Source organism: Entomospira culicis (assembly GCF_028748145.1).
GTDB lineage: Bacteria > Spirochaetota > Spirochaetia > WRBN01 > WRBN01 > Entomospira > Entomospira culicis.
The window spans coordinates 291,779-307,986 of the sequence record NZ_CP118181.1 but is presented as its reverse complement, the minus strand read 5'-3'; the positions used below and the strand labels follow the sequence as shown (position 1 = coordinate 307,986).

Sequence of the window (16,208 nt, the reverse complement as noted above, 5' to 3'; positions counted from 1 at the left end):
GCTCTTATTTTAAGAGAGTCGAATCTCCCCTAGCTTCTCTAGTTGCACATCGCTTGCCACCTCTAAAATAGAGAGCACCGCTAAGTTTGGTGCCTCGCGCATACAGCTGTTTTTCACCAATGCACGCGCGCTTTCGCTACACAAAATAATTGGATAGAAACCCTCCCCCTGCACGATATTAATCGCCGAAAGAAGCGCATTGAGCCACTGACGATGCAGATCGACATGCAACGCAGCCACAGGGCCTAAGGTTGTCTCCTGACGAGAGTCGATGATCGCCTGTTCAAGCTCTGGCTCAATGGTTAATACACGTAAGATACGATCCTCATCCAAATATTGTAGGGTAATCTGGCGGCCTAATGTCTGACGACACTTCTCCACCAGCATACTCGTCTCCTTCGTGATAGGGCCATAATCGCCAACCGTCTCTAAAATCGAGACAATATTGCGAATCGAGACCTGCTCGCGCAAGAGCGCTTGTAAAATCTTCTGGATCTCACCCACGCTGAAGTGCTTGTTGACCTCATCCACCACCGCAGCCTGATCTTTACGCAATTCATCGAGCATGCGCTTCACATCTTGACGTCCCAATAGCTCATGTGCATGACTCTTGATAATCTCGGTTAAGTGCGTAGCCACCACGCTGGGGCTATCTACCACGGTATAACCCAATCGCTCGGCACGATCGCGCTCTTCATCAGTAATCCAAATCGCAGGTAACCCGAAGGTAGGATCGACAGCAGGATCGCCAAAGAGCGCTTCACGCTCCCCACCCGCATTAATCGCTAAATATTGATCGAGACGTAAGTGTCCACCGCCAACCTCAACGCCCTTAATTTTGAGACAATATTCACCGGGGTCAAGGCGCATATTATCGACAATACGGATAGGGGCTGCCACCAGTCCCAAATCCAAAGCTGCCTCGCGCCGAATACGCGTGATACGCTCCAGAAGCTCTGCACCCTGCTCTTTATCGACCAACGGAATCAAACCATACCCCAACTCAAGACTCAAGGTATCAAGGGGTACGACGGGGGCAATCTCAGGATTTTTACGCTCCAGTTCTACCTTCGCCTCTTCGTTCTCGTCAACCTTCATCTGTACATATTCACGTCGACTCAACATAAAGGCAAGGAAGAGCGTTAATCCCGACAAGATAAGAAGTACCAACGTGGGAAAAGAAGGAATCAATGCCATGCCAAAGAGCACGCCACCGGCAATCCAGTAGAGCTGGGAGCTCTGACTAAATTGCTCCCGCGCCTCGTCACCAAAGCTCTCCTTACCAACGCTACGCGTAACCAAAAGACCCGTTGCCACCGAAATGAGCAACGCCGGCAATTGCGAGACCAAGCCATCACCAATAGTAAAGCGCGTATACACCGCCAAAGCACCACCAAAGCTCTCCCCGCGCACGGCAACACCCACGATAAGACCAGCGACGATATTGACAATCGTGATAAAGATACCAGCCTTAACCCCACCACCAATAAATTTAGTGGCACCATCCATCGCTCCGTAAAAATCCATGGTGCGCTGTAGCATCATCTTTTTGTAGGTCATCTCGTTCTCGGTGATGGCTCCATTATTGAACTCACTCTCAATGGACATCTGCTTCATCTGCATACTATCTAACGCAAAACGCGCAGCCACTTCGGAGACACGCGTGGCTCCCTTGGTGATAACCATCACCTGAACCACCATAATGATAATAAAGATGGTTGCACCGATAATGAGACCTTCTGCACCGGAGCTACGACCCACCACAAATTCAGAGAAGGCGATGATGAGTTGAGCGTTAAAATTTTGCCCCTCGGATAAAATCATCCGCGTCGTACTAATATTGAGCACAAACCCAAAAACCGTCATTAACAAGAGAAGTGTAGGAAAGATCGAGAATTGTACCGGCTCTTTTACGTAAAGACTAAGCAAAATGATAATGATAGACGCAGCAAGGTTTAAGGAAAGAAGAAAGTCTAAAACAAAGCCTGGCAAAGGAATAATCATAAAGAGAACAATAGCAATAACGCCAAAGCCAACAAATAAGTTGGTACTATTGGTCAACAACGATCGTTTAAGGACACTGCGCACATCATAGGGTATGGATGCCATATTATTCTTTTCCATTTGTAATCAACCCACCTCTTATCAAGAACTTTAACCGATGATTCATTTTATAAACCCATGTCTGTGAAACCATAAGCATAGTATAACAGAGATACGCTATTTGCAAAAGCGCTTTTGGAGACTTTTTTGCTTAAATTCAATAGACATAGTTTTGTTATATAACGGTAAATTCTCCACAAAACTCAAGAGGGCTTACGCACATTCTTGCTTTTTTGGGCAAAGATGGACGCGTAACCCTCTATGAATGTGAAAAAAAACTAGATAATTGGATCGCCAACGCGATGCGCTTTAAGAAGATTGGTCGAGGCGGTTTTGCTCATGGGTACGCCACACGTAAAGACGATCATATCGCCATCTTTGATGTGCCCGAGGCTCTTGGCGCGCTCAATGGAGTATTCTAAGGTCTCTTTGAGCTCTTTATCCTCACCAAGATCGCTGACAAATCCCTCTACACCCCAAACCAAGGAGAGTTGACGCACCACTTGCTCGCTGGGGGTCTGCGCGATAATCGGACAACCCGGACGCCAGCGCGCTACCGCTCTAGCACTATGCCCACTCTCGGTGTGGACAATAATCGCAGTCGCATCGAGAATGGCAGCGACATCACAGGCAGCACGAGCAATCGACTTACTAGTGAGCATCGGATCTTCTCGATTCATCTTATCACGATTATCAAAAAATTCATCCCAATAATTGGTGGCGGCCTCGGTAGTCTTAGCCACTTTTGCCATCATGGCCACCGACTCAATTGGATACTTACCGGCAGCGCTCTCGCCCGATAGCATCACCGCCGAGACCCCCTGCATCACCGCACTAGCCACATCGCTAACTTCCGCACGCGTAGGGCGAGGGTTGACAATCATCGAGTCAAGCATCTGCGTCGCTGTGATAACAATTTTTCCTGCCTTGCGACACGCTTCGATCATCGTACGCTGGGCAATAGGCACTGTCTCTAGGGGAATTTCTACACCAAGATCGCCACGTGCCACCATGACGCCATCCACCACTTTGAGGATCTCTTCAAAGTTATCCATACCTTCGTGATTTTCGATTTTTGCGATAATTTTGATATTTCCATCGCCAAATTTCTTAAGCAATTCTCGAAGCTCAATGATATCTTGTGCCGTACGCGTAAAACTAGCAGCCACGTAATCGACATGATTATTGACACCAAATTCCAAGTCGCCAATATCCTTAGGCGCTAAAAATGGCATCGGAATCGAGACACCAGGAACGTTCATGTTTTTACGATCGCCCACCGTACCGCCATTCTCTACACGACAATTGATCTTGCCTGCCTTCTTATCCACATCTACCACGCGAAAAGCCACCAAACCGTCATTAGCAAGGATACGATCGCCGGTCTGCACATAAAGGGGCAACTCCTTAAAGCTCACCGAGGAGTTGTGCTGATCGCCCATAATCTCCTCCACATGCAAGGTGAACTCCTGACCCGCCTCCAAGGTAATTTTCTCATTAAAACGACCCATACGAATTTCAGGGCCCTTCGTATCCAATAAGATCGCCACATTACGGCGCTCCTCTTGCGCAATCTCACGAATCGTCTTAATCCGCGCCGCATGCTCATCATACGAACCATGCGAAAAGTTTAACCGCGCCACATTCATCCCCGCACGAATCATCTCTCGTAATACAATGGGATCCTCAGACGCAGGCCCAATGGTTGCAATAATCTTCGTTCTTTTTTTCATTCTATCCTTCCTCTGTTGTCTCTATCCTGTCGACTCTACAAATATACTACCTAAAAATGAAATAAAATGCAACCCTAACCGATATTCTCCCAAACATTCTAGCAAATTTAAAAGACACTTTACAATGTGCAAAGAATATGCTATATTATAGAGGATGATTTCGTTTAAGAAAATTTTTAAATCTAATTCCCAAATCTCCACCACCGAGCTGGCTACCCTCTCGAATGCACTCTTTAAAATTTTCTTTTTCATCTTCATCCTTGCTCTAGCTATCCTCACCATCCAAAAGAGCAACTACTATCGCAGAAACTATCAAAATCTTGTTACCAGTTCCGTGAACCACAATATCAACTTCCTTACCGCCTGGCTAAGTCAACAGCGTCAACTTATCTATAACCTCGCACAATCCGACGCCATCGTAAATTACCTCCAAGATCCTTCCAACCTTGAGAATGCCAAAAACGCGCACGCTCGCCTTACCAACCTAAAATCCTTCTCACCCTCTTTTACCAATGCCCTTGTCATTGTCAACACGCAAACCCTCGCCCAGCATACACAATCTATCGCCCCCTATGCTGCCGTTGACCATCATGGTAATCAATTCTCCCTAGAGGGCACCCTCTCTCTACTCATGGACACCAGCCTACCACCACTAACCACCTTCTTTTCCGGCGCTAATCTTGATACCCTCTCTTATGCACCCTTTATCCAAAAAGGTGATAAAAACTTCTTTATTGGTAAACTAGAAGTAACTACGGTGCGGGCAAGTTTTCCTCTTGTCCAACTTATTCACAACGCCAACGCCGAGCTTTTGGGTGCTATCGTCTTTAATGTCGATCTTGCTGCATTCCTCTCCAGTTCCAATGCGATCTCTTTAGGCGAGAGCGGGAGATCTTTTATCACTGACGGTAACGCGACCTTTGTTAGCCCACAAATCCAGACCAATGAGCTCATCTATGACGCAAAACTAGAGCCTCTTAAACGTTGGCTTCACCAAAATATTTACGCTATTAACATCGAGAATCACCAGGGTTCCCTTCAACATCTCTGGATAGAAGAGCGATCTTATGTCTTTTACGCGCGCGTACTCTCGTACTTTCAAACGATCGATGAACCTATTTATATCATTTTTATACAAGAATTTGAAGAGGCCTTTAAACCTGCCTTTCTTGACTTCCTCTGGAGTGATTTTATCCTCCTAATCATCTTTGCCATGGGCGGTGGCTTAGTGATCTTCTTCCTTTACGAACAGTATCGACGAAGCTTTGACATGGAAAAGCTCTACAACCAAAAAAAATACAACGATCTTATCCAACTAAGCCTTGTCGACGGATTAACCGGACTCTTTAACCGCACCTTCTTTCGGCAAAACCGCGACGAAATGGAGAAATTTGAAGGCAACATCGGTATTATCGTTATCGACGTAGATGGGCTAAAGATTATCAACGACACCTTCGGACACGAACAAGGCGATGCCCTTATCCGTATGTGTTCTAAAATCATTAAAGGGTCGTTACCAAAAATGAAAATTTCTCGTATTGGTGGCGACGAATTTATGGCCTTTCTCCCCAACCACAATAGAACTCAAGTGGAACAACTGGTAAAACGTCTCAAGGATAATATCGCCCTCATCAACCACCAAGGACACACCCTGCCCCTGCCTATCAGCTTCTCTATTGGTTGGGCTTCTCTGCAAGGTCCTTATGTAACCAATGAGCTCTTCCGTGAAGCCGATGCTCTGCTTTATAACCAAAAATCCGAGCAATCCCTCAAGCTTCGCGCCCGTATCCTCAAACACTTCTCCCGTATGCTCGTGAAGGCAGACCCGACCACCACCAATCACTATCTTGAGATTTTACGCATTGCGCACAGCATCGCCCAAAAGATCCATGATACCGAAAATGTCGATTTTAATGCGCTCCATCTGCTCGTACGCTATCATAACATCGGGCTCATCTCCTACGATAAAGATGCGCAAGTCCTCTCTAATCATATCCAAACCGGCTACCGTATTGCGCTCTACCTACCTAAGCTCACCCCCATAGCACGCCTTATTCTTACCCATGAAGAAATTTACTGCGGAACGGGACCGCTCAATTTTAAAGCAAACGAGATCCCTATCGAGTGTCGTATTTTAACCGTTGCACTTCTCTTTATTTCACGCTATCACGGTAGCTGTAACCAAAATAGCGCGCTCACATTAAATTCCATCAAACGCGATAGTGGCCGCCTCTTCGATCCCCAGCTGGTAGATATCCTCACCGAGATCGTCAATATCGACTACCAATCCTACCTCTCCGCCAGCGAGGCATAAGCTTACGGCATCGATGCCGATTCTAGCAAAGTTGCTTCTTCTGTAATCCACAATAAATGCACTGCTCCATCTTCCCAGTAGGCATATTTTACCCCCATAAGATCTTCACTCTCCACCCAAGTAAACGCGTCCCAAGGAATTTTTCCTTGTTTCATGATGGGAGAGATGGTGAGCGTGATCACCTCATTGTGGATATTGCCAAAAAGGGTGCGCCACTCCAGCGCTAGTCGCCCTTCAAAATCACTAAGGGTATCGCTTAACAGGAGCGCATCCATCTGCAGACCTAATCGCGAATCTCGAACTATTCCTTGCTCTAACTCCCAAACAAGCGCGCGATCGGGGTTTTTCACCACGAAACTCTCCTCCACCAATTGCCTATCGATATCCTCAAACCTGCTCACAATCCCTAAGCCATACAGGAATGTATCGCCATGACGAATCACATAAAGCTCACTAGCACTCTCCAAAAACACCGCAGGTGTCTGTCGACAGGCCACCATCAATCCAACCAATCCAATTATCATCCATCGTTGCATACCAACAGTTTACCTGATTATCTTTTTTTCGACAAGCGCTCCTTTTCTCTATACAAAATCTTGTTTTTTGATTATAATAGTAAATAGGAGAAGTATATGCCGACTATTTGCTTATTTAATGGAAAAATTTATACTGGTGTCGCCGTCATCGAGGCGGGCGCGCTTATCATCGATGGCGATCACATTGAAGATGTGGTTACCATGGATCGTCTCAAAAAAAAATCCCTCCCCAGTGACACCCTCTATATCGATCTGCAAGGGAAGTCAATCGCCCCCGGTTTTATCGACACCCACATCCACGGCTTAGAGGGCTTTGACACGGCGCACGGCGAGTTAGAGGACTTTCTAGGGATCTCTGCCGGTCTGCCAAGAATCGGTGTAACCAGCTTTTGCCCCACGCTCTATCCCCAACAAGAAGCAGATATGCTCAAAGCGATCCACTTCGGTGCGCAAGCCATGGGTAAGGAGAGCGGTGCGGTGATTCACGGATTACACTTAGAAGGACCGTTTATCAGCTGTAATAAGTTGGGCGTTCAGCGCCCCGAGACGATTAAGAGTGTCGATATCGACTTTATGAAACGGATGCAAGAGGCAGGAGGCGACGCGATTCGTATCATGACCGTTGCACCCGAACTCAAAAATATGCGCGACCTCGCCCTGCACTGCGCCCACACCAGTAATACCATCCTCTCGGCAGGCCACACCGACGCCACTTACGACAATATGATGGAAGGCATCCAAGCAGGAATTTTGCACTGTACCCACATGTTCAACGCAATGCGATCGTTGCACCATCGGGATCCCGGTGGGGTGGGAGCGATTCTCATTCACCCAGACTTCTCCTGCGAGCTGATCGCCGACGGTGTCCATGTTCACCCCGCACTGGTTAAATTATTACTAGACAACAAACCAAGTAATAAAATCATTCTGGTTACCGACGCGCTCGCACCTACCATGCAGAGCGGGGAAGGACCTTTCTTTGCCAATGGAGAAGAGGTCTATATGAGCGAAGAGGGCATTTGGCGACGTAAAAAAGATGGCGTTATCGCCGGAAGCGCCCTCACCCTCGACCGCGCCGTCCTGAATATGACCAAGTGGGGTACTTCGCGCGAATCGGCCTTACGCATGGCTGCCACCAATGCTGCGCTTCTCCTTAACAAAGAGATCGAAGTGGGCTACCTGCTCCCCGAAAAATTTGCCGACTTTATCATTTTTGAAGAGAGCTCGATGGAGATTCAAGCGACCTATGTGCGCGGAGTTTGTAAATACGAAAAATAATCTTAGATCCCCCTGAAATCAGCGGGGATTTTTTTCTATCCTTTACTCCATACTTATCGTGATAGTAGTGTAAGGTATCCCCTGCCGACGCTTTTGCGCGTCATAAAATGTCTTTAGCGCAATGCGTAGCTCTTTATGTCTCCAGTTACAGCCATTGTTGCCATTATCGCCATACCAACAGTTCTCATGATTAAATTCATCTGCGGCCAAACGCTCAATATCCTGATTAATCGACATCAAAACAAGACTGATACTTCGCGATCGCAATAACAATCGGCCGTTAGCAAAGATAATGGCAGAAATTTTAGTCTCGGCATCGATACCCCAATAAAATTCCTTGGCATTGAGCGTATCACTTGGTGTAACCTCTTGCCATCCTGCATCCACCAGTCGCTGAGTTATCTGCGCGCGCGACAAGCCAAATTCCATGCGTGGCAACTCGGCCAAATCGGTGAGCCACTTCGGTAAAAGATAGCCACTCGCCCACAAATTACTGGTCATAAAAAACCCTAAAAAGAGTATCCAACTGATGTTTCGCATACTATTTCTCCTTAGCTAAGGATAGTATAGCGCATTTAGCTGATTTTGTCTTTCATCGCCAGATCTTGCAAGCAGTAGCGCGCCCACTGCCAACTAAGCAAGCACCAAACCACAAAAATGGGAATACCACCGTACCAAAAGAGGGAAACATCACTAAGTTCAAATAATTGGAATGCAGAAAAAAGATAGTAACGCGTTCCAAAAATGAGAAAAAATAAGACAAATAACGGGAGTAAAGCGTAACCAAACCCAACTTCTTTATAAGGAAGCGCTACAACTTGTTGTGGTGAAAAATTGCCTGTAGCCATCTTTTTTAATCTCTTTTTTCTGGCTAAGTAAATAGGTAAATTAATAAGCACAATACCCCAAAATATCATATCCACTATCATGGCTATCTTGGCGAAAAATGTAATGCTATCTAAAAAGAAAAAAAGGAAAGGAAAAAGTAAGAGAAAAAGAGGCATAACAGTCCCGATACTCACCAGCAAATACGCGCTCCAAACCCCTAAAACTAAAATTCCAGCCAAAAGACTCTTGCCTAATGCCTGCCAAAAGTAGCGCACAAAAATCCTCCTTAGGTAAAAAAGACCCACCAGCAGGGCGGGTCTCTTCTTAACCAGTAAAGAACCTTAGCGTGAGTAGAACTCAACAACCAACTGCTCATTACCAATAAGTTGGATATCGCTACGCACGGGTTCGCGCTCTACCTTAGCCTTTAGGGCGTCGGCATCGAGGCTCATCCATGCAGCCAAAGGCTGTTGATTCTTTGCCAAGTTATTGCGTGCAAGGGTTTTACTGCGATCGTTGTTAGGCTTAACGCTGATCTCATCGTTCACGTTCACCTGAAAACTTGGGATATTGACGCGTCGCCCATTGACATAAATGTGTCCGTGAGAGACAAATTGACGCGCAGCCGATCGCGTAGGAGCCAAACCAAGACGATAAATCACGTTGTCTAGGCGCTTCTCCAAGAGGATAATCAAGTTATCACCCGTAAGACCTTCAAGGCGCTTCGCCATTGCGAAGGTATTTCTAAATTGACGCTCCGAGACGCCGTAAGCAAAACGAATTTTCTGCTTCTCGATCAACTGCTTGGCATACTCACTCTGCTTACCTCGCATCTTGCGTCCACGCTCTTGCCCCGGACCTTGAGGCTTCTTCTTGAGCAATTTATCATATTTACTATGACCGTAAATGTTGACACCTAAACGGCGGACAATTTTACCACGTGCGGTGGAATTCTTTGCCATTACTCTTCTCCTTCCTAAAATATTTTCCCCAAAAAAGGGAACATCTTATTCTAACATATTCAACAAATAAAATCTACCCCTTAGCCCGACACCCATTGCAACGGCTTCCCTCAGGGCGGGTGCATCCGCAAGAGGTGGTTACCAATTTTTTAGACTTTTTTTCGCCTTCCAGCCAGATTTTTCGCTCTTTTTCGTAGACAAGTCCCTCGGCGCTACGGCGCAACGGCTTAGCTGCCATGTCCTGCGTATTGATCAAACTAAGCTCTTTGGTGAGCGCATGCACTTCTATTACCTTGTAAGAGACATTTTCCAATAAGACAATCGCATGCTCTTGGGGTAACTCATCGCGCACTTCGGCGTAGTAATCGTACTCATAAGAGAGACAGCAGAGCAAGCGTCCGCATGCACCCGAAATTTTAGAGGAGTTAAGCGATAGCTCTTGATCTTTGACCATTTTGATGCTGGCAGGCTTAACTTGATCGTTGACTTTGTGACAACAGTACTCGCGTCCACACATTGCCAAACCACCCATGGCTCGCGTTTCATCACGCACGCCAATCTGTCTAAGTTCAATTCTTGTATGAAATTGAGAAACCAAATCCTTCACCAGCTCCCGAAAATCAACACGCTGTTCTGCCGTAAAAAAGATCAACACCTTACTCTTACCCAAAAGCAGATGAACCTTCGTAAGTTTCATCTCCAAACGGTGATAGGCAATCTTTTTTTTACAAATATCCCAGTACTCCCCAGCCAAACGTTCATTATCCTCTTGCTCTAAGAGATCACGTTCGCTCGCCTGCCGTAAAATCTTACCCTCGTGCCGTTTAACCTCACTGCCCTCTGCATTCGACGCATTAGCCTTGCCCAGCACCCGTACCAAATCCACCCCATAACGCGTATCAGCAACCATCACATCGCCACTTTGCAATTGCTCAAAAGGAGAAGAAGCCACCTCAATCTCATGGATATACGGAAGCTTCACTAAATAAAAAAACTCACCCCGTGAGTTAGATTTGTATATATTTTTCATAAAGACCCACTTTACCAAACGTAATTAATAATTAATCCACGAATTTCGTCGATTTTTGCTAAAATTAAAATCATATCCCGTTGCTCTGCCAACACCGCACGCGCTAGACGATCCAATTTTTCATCCACAACGCGCACTAAATTGTACTCTTTTTGCATCATACTATGACGGTTAATACGCCCCTTGACGCGATCATGTTGATAGGCACGTTTACGGATAATGTCTAAAAATGTCTTTACCGCCTGTCGATAATCACCAAGGCAACTCAAGGTGTAATCATGCCGTAACCGTTCTCCCAAGACAAAAACATCGTCCATTGCCTGCTCGATCAACGTATCATCAATCACCGCATCAGCAACACTATCGCTCGCTTTCGTCGCAGAGTCTTGTAAGATGGAGGAAAAATCCCTTCTCGGCGGTACACTCACCCGTTGATTTTTGCGCTTTTCCACCGCATCATTAGGCAAAAGCAACCCAGCAAATTCGCTAGCAACCGACACCTTTGCCATATTTAAGGCTTATTCCCCAATTTTTGCCAATCAACACTAAAAAAAGCGTTACTTGGTTTGGTTTCACTAGGTAAAAGATGTTGAGACGCACTGCCTGCTCCCGCCTCTACATGGCAAAATCCGTGCAAAAAAACGCCCTCTTCTACCAAAATCTGGGGAGTCTTCACACTCCCTATCACCAGCGCCGTAGAGAGAATAGTCACACGCTCTTCGGCAACAATGTCGCCATGAACGGCACCGCCAATCACCACCACCCTTGCGCGAATCGAGCTCTTTACTCTCCCCGTTTTACTCACTAAGACCTTCTCACTACAGACAATCGATCCGGAAAAGTCTCCATCAACGCGTAAAATCCCTTTGAGCTCTACCGATCCAGAGAACGTGGATCCCTCACCTACAATTGAATTGACAAATTCATCTCTTCCTGCCATGCAAAAATCCTAATTCCTAATGCGAATATAGCCGACCAAAGAGGAATCAATGATCGAAAGATATTGCATCGGGTCGCGCGCCTCTGTACCCAAAAGCACCTCAAAATGCACGTGAGATCCCGTAGCCCGTCCCGTGGCACCCATTAAGCCCAGCTGTTCGCCCTGCTTTACCCGCTGTCCTTCTACCACTGTATAACGTTGCATGTGCGCGTAGCGTGTATAAAAACCATAATTATGTCTCACATAGACAATATTTCCATAGCCTCCAGCATTATAAGAGGTACGCACGACCACACCATCAGCCGCAGCGACTACAGGAGTACCGACAGAGTGCGCAATATCAACCCCCGTATGGAATTGCCAACCGTCGGTAAAGGGGTCACGCCCAGGACCAAAGAGCATGGTAATCGTACCACGACGACTAATCACTGGCCATGCAGTAGGAATTTCGGATAAAAATTGTTTTTGCGTATCAAGCAATTCCCCCAAGGTCGCAATAAGCGGTATCGTATCTTCAATCGTACGAATAGAATCTTCGATCTTTTGAATGCCTAAATCTTGCGCACTCTGAGCACCCCGCGAAGAAACAGTGCCACCCTCAAGGTCTCCACCCTGCTCACTTAGATGCGCTAAGGCAGTATGCCCAAAATCACGATCGATGGTGCTAATGGTTCCCTCTAATACCTCGGTAATTGCTGGTAAGGGACCCACTGCTTGCCAAAGTTTTTGCGATTCATCCATAATTTTTAAGATGCTAGCATCTTGGTTGTCGATCTTTTGCGTAAGCTGGTAGTTGGATGTGGAGAAGAGAATCACAAAGAAAAAGAGCCCCACAAAGAGAAACCCAAAAACCCACAATGACAAAATCGAGACACGAAAGGAGAGCACTTTCCCCTCGTCATGGGGTGCAAGCATGATGGTTAGAGGTCTACGCCAATGTTGCCAGCTCTGTTTTATTGCATTAAACAGGGAAAAACGCCTCTTTTTTGACCCATTTTCATCTTTCTTCATCTTGCGCACCTTTGTCTATGTCCTCTCTTCATATTACTAGATATTGTGGCTTCTGTCAAGTTAAGCACCATAATTTTTCCGTAAAAGTTGGATACGTTTGAGCCAGAATTGCCCATGGGTGTACATCTCTTTTACTCTTACATCGGCGATACGATTTGCCCAGCTCATGGCGATGCGCGCACTGCGATTGATGGCGATGGCAAAGGTTTCGTCCTCTTTTTTTAGATTATCGGCATAGAGGTAGGGTAAAATAAAGTTGTAGGGACGTTCGATTTGTGTTTCGTGCAAATCGCAAGCTAAACGCAGGGCATCGATGGCTTTGTGGTGCTCTTCAGATTGATTCGTTGCTTTGGCTAGGGCGTAGAGACGCAGTTCATCGGCCATGGTGCGTAATACGCCATAGCGCTCTCCGTAGCCACGCTGACCCTCTAACACGTGATAGCCATCCAGCCACTCTTCGTCTTCGCTGACAGTGTAATGGCGATCGCGATCCAATTCATAACTTGCATCAAGAACAGCAACCATTGCTTCATACTCTTCTTGTTGCCAGTACATGATGGCGTAAAAATAGCTCAACTCAAGATCCATCGCCAACGCGCTGCCCCAAGCCTTGGCCTTATCCCACTCCTGTTTGTATACATAACATAAAAAGATCCAATTTTTTAAGACCTTAGCTGCCTGTTGTTGATGATACTGCTCAGCTAGAGCCAGATCTTCTTCTAGGCGAAGGATCGCATGCTCGTAGCGACCAAGTTCGATATCAATACGGCTCTCGATAAAGCGCGCTATCTGCCAACGTTGATGATTGCCCATCGCTTGGGCATGCTCCTGCGCCCGATGTGCATGCTCCCTAGCCAGTGAAAGATTACCATAACAGAAGACCATCCGTGCTTGTAGGGTCATCGCCATCAGCTCGCCATAAACAAAGCCAAACGTACTAAAAAGACGCAAGGCGATCTCGCCAAACTCCAACCCTTGACGCACCTTACCCTGCTTAAAAAGGACAAAAGCCAATTCATAATTGGCTAGCGCCTCGCCTTTGTGTTCGGAATTCTTTTGAAAAGAGAAGGTCAACTTCTTCAACTGACCCACCAAGCGCTCTTCAAGCTCCATCTCCATTGCTTCATTACGATATTTTTGGAGCAAGTAGTAATTGGCAAAGATATTATCCGAGGCCTCCACATACGGTAAATCGTCGACAAAGCGCTCGCTGTCGCTAAAAATTTGATGCTTAAGCATCTTCGATCGTAACTTTGCCGTATACAATATCGCTTTGAGTGTCGCCCGTTGTGTGTGGCTAAGCTCACGATCTTCTAAATAATTAAAGGTTAAATAAAAGCGTACATCTACCCGCCTAGCATCCAGCAACCCATGTAAATTGTCATGAATAATACCCAACGTCGCATCGATAGCTCCGCTCTTCTCCACCAGCATAAAGAGATACCACAGACTATCCTCGCCCAGCACCCGATACTTCAAGAGATACTCTCCCAAGCGCGCAACATACGCTTGGGCTTGCGATCCAGCGTAGGCGTACAGCTCGATCTGTAAAAGGGTAAACATCAAGCGCGGAGCACTCTGCACATCGGTAATCAGACGCAACTTCTCCAAGAGACGCAAGCGTTTGTAAACCAACAACTGCCCCTGCCCATCCAACTCTAACGAAGCAACCACCGTCGCCACATCGATCATCCCATCGGCAAGCATCACTTGAAAGAGCACCCGTTGCGCAAGTTCATCCAACTGCCAAAAGACACCATGCAGTAAACTTGCCAAGTCCACCGACTCTACCACCACCTCTTGACTCTCTAACCACTGCCACAAAATCGCCTCATATGGCGTCATCACCTGCGCGCCGTCGCTGGCATGCACGCCCAAAAGACCATCTTCATAATAGTATGTCTCATTCACCCGATAGGCTTCTACCTCATAGTGCGGAAATTCGATAAGCTTATGCTCCACCGCCACCACCGTCAATCCATAATGATGCATAATCTCCAGTACTTGATGAAAGATCTTTTGGTTCATTGGATGCAGATATTGACTATGATAGACCAACACCCACCCCGGCAAGCGCTCCTCCTGACAATACTTACGATACGATCGAAAGTAGAAAAATGCCAACTGCAAGAGATCGCTTGCCATCCGATCAAGGGAGTGTGGCGATTTCCGCTCTTTAATATAAGCGATAAATCCCTGTAACGGTGCAAACATCGCCTGCTCTTCTTCAAGAATATCATGCTCCATGCGTGCTAACACATGCCCGCAAAAGAGCGACAAAAAAGGTCTCAGCAGATCGTATTTTTGCGTATAGCTATCAATTTTGGCAAAAGAGAATGCGTCATGGTGCGAAACCTCTGCCAACACCACCTCGATGCTATAGCGCTTGCCCATGCCCATCTCTCCATAAAAGAGAAGAAATTTTCGTTGTAAGACTCCATAAAAGTGCTTCTTCAACACGTGCTTAATCGACGATTGAAAGAGCCACTCCAACTGCACATCGCGCATTGCCCAGAGCGTGGAGTGTAGCCCATGCACCAGCGCCAAATGTCCCATATCGGTAGACTCCACATAATTGCCTAACGCGGGCATACTTGCCGTATCAATCCAAACATAATCATCAAGTGTGGCAAGCGAGAGTAATCGCGCAACCGCCTGCTCACTCTCAAAGCGATCGCTGACTAAAATCGTGCTACCAATATGCTCCTTGCGACGTTCGCTCAACAAATCAAAGAGATCAAAAGCACTCTCCATGGCAATCATCCCCGACTCCGCATACTCCGAAGGAAACGTCATTTGATAAGGATGCCGTACCTGCCAGCTTCCGCCATTAGCGTGCACCACCCGCGCAAAGTGCTCCTCTAATCCAGCCAAAAGCGTCGGATTTACCACCTTAAGCTGATTATATCCATACAAAGCAACATGAACATAATACACCTAATCCTCTCCCTTCTGCCAATCTAGGGCGATAAGTTTTTGGCGATCGCCACGAAAGAGAAGCTCCAGTAAATAAGAGTCCCCATTATGGCTCAACAGACGTAATCGTCTCGCAAAGAATTCCCCCTGCCCTTGCCATGCGCCCACACGTACGCTATCAATCCGAGGCAATATCGTCATCAAGGCCTGATGCTCCTCACGAATCAACAACTGCGTGCGCGCATCCAGATAAGAGCTAGAGAGCCTGCGACGCAAGAGATCTGCCACCACGGTGCGAAAGAGAGCATCCTCACTCTTGTCTAAATGCAAAACAATTTTACCCAACGCCTCGTCTGTAGGATACGTTGCCTGTTGATACAACATCCATGCCCGACGTAAGGGTTCCTCCTGCGCCCCAGCTGGGGAACTAAACATCATCAGTAGTCCAAAAGATAAAAGATATCGATAGTGTTGCAAGGCACGCCTCCTGCTACAATTGTCGGCCAATCAATAAAAAAATCCCCACAGCAGCAGGGATTTTATCGGGAATATCTACT

The 16,208-nt window shown here is 46.7% G+C and carries 14 protein-coding genes; 2 read left to right on the top strand and 12 right to left on the bottom strand.

Going from position 1 to position 16,208, the window contains the following annotated elements; all coding sequences use genetic code 11:
- Positions 1-9 precede the first annotated feature (9 nt).
- The gene (gene flhA / locus PVA46_RS01470) at positions 10-2,124 is read right to left on the bottom strand and encodes a flagellar biosynthesis protein FlhA (RefSeq protein WP_246226685.1); all 2,115 of its coding nucleotides are present in this window, start codon (positions 2,122-2,124) and stop codon (positions 10-12) included.
- 257 nt (positions 2,125-2,381) lie between these two features.
- Entirely contained in the window at positions 2,382-3,836 is a 1,455-nt protein-coding gene (gene pyk, locus PVA46_RS01465; protein ID WP_167695005.1) for a pyruvate kinase, read from the bottom strand.
- A 154-nt stretch (positions 3,837-3,990) separates the two neighbouring features.
- Between pyk and PVA46_RS01460 the strand changes: the two genes are divergently transcribed.
- Complete coding sequence (locus tag PVA46_RS01460) at positions 3,991-6,150, top strand: diguanylate cyclase (protein WP_167695004.1); 2,160 nt, start codon at positions 3,991-3,993, stop codon at positions 6,148-6,150.
- A gap of 2 nt (positions 6,151-6,152) precedes the next feature.
- Here the strand turns inward: PVA46_RS01460 and PVA46_RS01455 are convergent, their stop codons facing one another.
- The gene (locus PVA46_RS01455) at positions 6,153-6,686 is read right to left on the bottom strand and encodes a hypothetical protein (RefSeq protein WP_167695003.1); all 534 of its coding nucleotides are present in this window, start codon (positions 6,684-6,686) and stop codon (positions 6,153-6,155) included.
- Positions 6,687-6,782: 96 nt separating this feature from the next.
- On the opposite strand from PVA46_RS01455, the gene nagA reads away from it, so the two are divergent.
- On the top strand, positions 6,783-7,964 hold the full coding sequence (gene nagA, locus PVA46_RS01450) for an N-acetylglucosamine-6-phosphate deacetylase (protein WP_167695002.1): 1,182 nt from the start codon (positions 6,783-6,785) through the stop codon (positions 7,962-7,964).
- A 42-nt stretch (positions 7,965-8,006) separates the two neighbouring features.
- Here nagA and PVA46_RS01445 read toward each other — a convergent pair whose 3' ends face one another.
- The 9 genes from PVA46_RS01445 to PVA46_RS01405 form a co-directional block, all read right to left on the bottom strand.
- Positions 8,007-8,504 (bottom strand): hypothetical protein, encoded by a 498-nt coding sequence (locus PVA46_RS01445; protein WP_167695001.1) that lies wholly within the window; start codon positions 8,502-8,504, stop codon positions 8,007-8,009.
- Between the two features lie 35 nt (positions 8,505-8,539).
- Positions 8,540-9,067, bottom strand: coding sequence for a hypothetical protein (locus PVA46_RS01440; RefSeq protein ID WP_167695000.1), 528 nt, complete (start codon positions 9,065-9,067; stop codon positions 8,540-8,542).
- 66 nt (positions 9,068-9,133) lie between these two features.
- The gene (gene rpsD, locus PVA46_RS01435) at positions 9,134-9,754 is read right to left on the bottom strand and encodes a 30S ribosomal protein S4 (RefSeq protein ID WP_167694999.1); all 621 of its coding nucleotides are present in this window, start codon (positions 9,752-9,754) and stop codon (positions 9,134-9,136) included.
- Positions 9,755-9,827: 73 nt separating this feature from the next.
- A complete protein-coding gene (locus PVA46_RS01430; RefSeq protein WP_167694998.1) occupies positions 9,828-10,784 on the bottom strand; it encodes a PSP1 domain-containing protein in 957 nt (318 codons plus the stop codon).
- A gap of 11 nt (positions 10,785-10,795) precedes the next feature.
- Positions 10,796-11,293, bottom strand: a complete 498-nt coding sequence (locus PVA46_RS01425; RefSeq protein ID WP_167694997.1) for a YaaR family protein — start codon at positions 11,291-11,293, stop codon at positions 10,796-10,798.
- Positions 11,294-11,295: 2 nt separating this feature from the next.
- Positions 11,296-11,724 (bottom strand): bactofilin family protein, encoded by a 429-nt coding sequence (locus PVA46_RS01420; RefSeq protein WP_167694996.1) that lies wholly within the window; start codon positions 11,722-11,724, stop codon positions 11,296-11,298.
- Positions 11,725-11,733: 9 nt separating this feature from the next.
- Positions 11,734-12,735, bottom strand: coding sequence for a M23 family metallopeptidase (locus tag PVA46_RS01415; protein ID WP_167694995.1), 1,002 nt, complete (start codon positions 12,733-12,735; stop codon positions 11,734-11,736).
- Positions 12,736-12,795: 60 nt separating this feature from the next.
- Positions 12,796-15,672, bottom strand: a complete 2,877-nt coding sequence (locus PVA46_RS01410; protein ID WP_167694994.1) for an ATP-binding protein — start codon at positions 15,670-15,672, stop codon at positions 12,796-12,798.
- Positions 15,673-16,128: a hypothetical protein gene (locus tag PVA46_RS01405; protein ID WP_167694993.1), complete on the bottom strand. Its 456-nt coding sequence runs from the start codon at positions 16,126-16,128 to the stop codon at positions 15,673-15,675.
- Positions 16,129-16,208: the final 80 nt, after the last annotated feature.

Bases quoted from the DNA above. Each gene is read 5' to 3' on its own strand.
- flhA (WP_246226685.1), bottom strand. From the start codon at position 2,124: ATGGAAAAGAATAATATGGCATCCATACCCTATGATGTGCGCAGTGTC.
- pyk (WP_167695005.1), bottom strand. From the start codon at position 3,836: ATGAAAAAAAGAACGAAGATTATTGCAACCATTGGGCCTGCGTCTGAG.
- PVA46_RS01460 (WP_167695004.1), top strand. From the start codon at position 3,991: ATGATTTCGTTTAAGAAAATTTTTAAATCTAATTCCCAAATCTCCACC.
- PVA46_RS01455 (WP_167695003.1), bottom strand. From the start codon at position 6,686: ATGCAACGATGGATGATAATTGGATTGGTTGGATTGATGGTGGCCTGT.
- nagA (WP_167695002.1), top strand. From the start codon at position 6,783: ATGCCGACTATTTGCTTATTTAATGGAAAAATTTATACTGGTGTCGCC.
- PVA46_RS01445 (WP_167695001.1), bottom strand. From the start codon at position 8,504: ATGCGAAACATCAGTTGGATACTCTTTTTAGGGTTTTTTATGACCAGT.
- rpsD (WP_167694999.1), bottom strand. From the start codon at position 9,754: ATGGCAAAGAATTCCACCGCACGTGGTAAAATTGTCCGCCGTTTAGGT.
- PVA46_RS01430 (WP_167694998.1), bottom strand. From the start codon at position 10,784: ATGAAAAATATATACAAATCTAACTCACGGGGTGAGTTTTTTTATTTA.
- PVA46_RS01425 (WP_167694997.1), bottom strand. From the start codon at position 11,293: ATGGCAAAGGTGTCGGTTGCTAGCGAATTTGCTGGGTTGCTTTTGCCT.
- PVA46_RS01420 (WP_167694996.1), bottom strand. From the start codon at position 11,724: ATGGCAGGAAGAGATGAATTTGTCAATTCAATTGTAGGTGAGGGATCC.
- PVA46_RS01415 (WP_167694995.1), bottom strand. From the start codon at position 12,735: ATGAAGAAAGATGAAAATGGGTCAAAAAAGAGGCGTTTTTCCCTGTTT.